Origin of the sequence: Melaminivora sp. (assembly GCF_032059615.1) — a bacterium.
GTDB lineage: Bacteria > Pseudomonadota > Gammaproteobacteria > Burkholderiales > Burkholderiaceae_C > Melaminivora.
The window spans coordinates 1-2,119 of the sequence record NZ_DAMCAM010000112.1; the positions used below are offsets into that span (position 1 = coordinate 1).

General features: G+C 67.5%; 2 protein-coding genes. One reads left to right on the forward strand and one right to left on the reverse strand.

Translation table 11 applies throughout. The features are described 5' to 3' along the window. Window positions 1-260 precede the first annotated feature (260 nt). Window positions 261-1,091: a pyruvate, water dikinase regulatory protein gene (locus RT051_RS14590; protein ID WP_313077861.1), complete on the forward strand. Its 831-nt coding sequence runs from the start codon at window positions 261-263 to the stop codon at window positions 1,089-1,091. Window positions 1,092-1,117: 26 nt separating this feature from the next. Here the strand turns inward: RT051_RS14590 and RT051_RS14595 are convergent. After that, window positions 1,118-2,119: class II fumarate hydratase (locus RT051_RS14595; protein ID WP_313077865.1), on the reverse strand; the 1,002-nt coding region annotated here is incomplete at its 5' end.

Consider the following 2,119-nt stretch of genomic DNA (forward strand, 5'->3'; position numbering starts at 1 on the left):
AGCGTGCAGACATGGGAATGCTCCAGAAGTTGAAACCGGGTCTGCGCCTGCCAGGACGGGAGCGTGGAACAAGGGGCCTGGCGGGCTGGCGCCCATGCAGCGGCCACGGCTTTGGTGTTGTGGTTGTGGGCCGACGCGGTGCATGGGAGGGGATGCGGGAATAATGCGCGCCATTGTAGTGGGCACCCCCCGGAGCTTGCGCAGGGCTGACAGGGCCGCGCGGACCGCTGCCCGCGCCCTCCTCCTGCCCCTTTGCCACCATGCTGCCTCCGCACACGCGCACCGTCTTCTACATCTCCGACGGCACCGGCATCACCGCCGAGACCTTTGGCAACGCCATCCTGGCGCAGTTCGACATCCGGCCGCGCCACGTGCGCCTGCCTTTCACCGACACCGAGGACAAGGCCCACCAGGTGGTGCGCCAGGTCAACCACACGGCGGAACTGGAAGGCACCAAGCCCATCGTCTTCACCACGCTGGTCAACCCGAACGTGCTGGCCATCATCCAGGAAGGCTGCAGGGGCATGCTGCTGGACATGTTCGGCACCTTCATCCACCCGCTGGAGGCCGAGCTGGGCGTCAAGTCGCACCACCGCGTGGGGCGGTTTTCGGACATCAGCATGTCCAAGGAGTACAGCGACCGCATCGAAGCCATCAACTTCAGCCTGGACCACGACGACGGCCAGAGCCACCGCGACCTGGAAGGCGCCGATGTGATCCTGGTGGGCGTGTCGCGCAGCGGCAAGACGCCCACCAGCCTGTACCTGGCCATGCAGCATGGCCTGAAGGTGGCCAACTACCCGTTGATTCCGGAAGACTTCGAGCGGCGCCAGCTGCCTCCCGCCCTGGCGCCGCACAGGAAGAAGATCTTCGGCCTGACCATCGACCCGGCACGCCTGGCCGAAATCCGCAACGAGCGCCGGCCGGGGTCCAGGTACGCCGACCTGGCCAACTGCCGCTACGAGATCAGCGAGGCCGAAGCCATGATGCGCCGCTCGGGCATCCGCTGGCTCTCGTCCACGACCAAGAGCATCGAAGAGATCGCCACCACCATCCTGCAGGAGGTGCGGCCCGAGCGGCTGGCCTACTAAAGAGCAAAAAAAACGCGGGCAGCGCTTCAGCGGCCGACCATGCGGCCCGGCACCACCCACTCGTCGAACTGCTCAGCCGTGACGTGGCCCGAGGCCAGCGCCGCCTCGCGCAGGCTGCTGCCCTCCCGGTGCGCGCGCTTGGCGATCTCGGCGGCCTTGTCGTAGCCGATGTGGGTGTTGAGGGCGGTGACCAGCATCAGCGAGCGCTCGACCAGTTCGGCGATGCGCTGGCGCTGCGGCGCTATGCCGACGGCGCAGTGCTCGTTGAAGCTGACCATGCCATCAGCCAGCAGGCGCACGCTCTGCAGGAAGTTGTGCGCCACCATGGGGCGGAACACGTTCAGCTCGAAGTTGCCGCTGGCGCCGCCGATGTTGATGGCCACGTCGTTGCCCATGACCTGGGCACACAGCATGGTCATGGCTTCGCACTGCGTCGGGTTGACCTTGCCCGGCATGATGGACGAGCCGGGCTCGTTCTCGGGGATGGTGATCTCGCCGATGCCGCTCCTGGGCCCGCTGGCCAGCCAGCGCACGTCGTTGGCGATCTTCATCAGGCTGGCCGCCAGCGTCTTCAAGGCGCCGTGCGCGGCCACCAGCGCGTCGCAGCTGGCCAGCGACTCGAACTTGTTGGGCGAGGTGACGAAGGGCTGGCCCGTCAGGCGCGCGATCTCCTCGGCCACCTGCACGGCATAGCCCTCGGGGGCATTGAGCCCCGTGCCCACGGCCGTGCCGCCCAGGGCCAACTCGTACAGATGGGGCAGCGCGGCGCGCACGTGGCGCTCGCCATGGGCGAGCTGCGCCACCCAGCCTGAAATTTCCTGGCCCAGGGTCAGCGGTGTCGCATCCTGCAGGTGGGTACGGCCGATCTTGACGATGTCGTCGAAAGCCTCGGCCTTGGCGGCCAGCGTGCCGCGCAGCTCATCGAGCGCCGGCAGCAGCCGGTGCACCAGGGCCTGCACCGCCGCCACGTGCATGGCCGTGGGAAAGACGTCGTTGCTCGACTGGCTCTTGTTCACGTCGTCGTTGGG